We start from the raw sequence: 485 nt of genomic DNA, 5'->3' as shown, positions 1-485 counted from the left end.
TCCCTTCAGCCGGACTTGGGTAATCCTCCACAATATAACAAAATGGACCTTGTAGGACTTGAACCTACGACCACTCGGTTATGAGCCGAGAGCTCTAACCAGCTGAGCTAAAGGTCCAACAAGATCAATTATAGCGGCGAAGGGGATCGAACCCCCGACCTCCCGGGTATGAACCGGACGCTCTAGCCAGCTGAGCTACACCGCCATAGTATCGGGAAGACAGGATTCGAACCTGCGACACCTTGGTCCCAAACCAAGTACTCTACCAAGCTGAGCTACTTCCCGTATAGATAGAAAAATGAAGTCCTAGGAGACTTCTTTTCTATGCACCCTAGAGGAGTCGAACCTCTAACCGCCTGATTCGTAGTCAGGTACTCTATCCAGTTGAGCTAAGGGTGCTCTTTCTATGAATATAAAATCATTATATCACAAATACAAAAAAAGTCAAATCTCTTTATGCACCCTAGAGGAGTCGAACCTCTAAC

General features: G+C 47.0%; 4 tRNA genes. All 4 read right to left on the bottom strand.

Annotated features, from left to right (window positions below):
• Positions 1–43: 43 nt before the first annotated feature.
• The 4 genes from HMPREF2933_RS08610 to HMPREF2933_RS08595 all read right to left on the bottom strand — a co-directional run bounded on the left by HMPREF2933_RS08610 (position 44) and on the right by HMPREF2933_RS08595 (position 399).
• Positions 44–117 (bottom strand) — tRNA-Ile (locus tag HMPREF2933_RS08610).
• A gap of 14 nt (positions 118–131) precedes the next feature.
• A tRNA-Met gene (locus HMPREF2933_RS08605) sits at positions 132–205 on the bottom strand.
• Positions 206–211: 6 nt separating this feature from the next.
• Positions 212–285 (bottom strand) — tRNA-Pro (locus tag HMPREF2933_RS08600).
• A 40-nt stretch (positions 286–325) separates the two neighbouring features.
• Positions 326–399: transfer RNA gene (locus tag HMPREF2933_RS08595), tRNA-Arg, on the bottom strand.
• Positions 400–485 lie beyond the last annotated feature (86 nt).

The organism is Streptococcus sp. HMSC066F10, assembly GCF_001813805.1.
Classification (GTDB): domain Bacteria; phylum Bacillota; class Bacilli; order Lactobacillales; family Streptococcaceae; genus Streptococcus; species Streptococcus vaginalis.
Note: the sequence above shows the minus strand (reverse complement) of the source record. Positions and strands in the feature narration are given on the sequence as shown.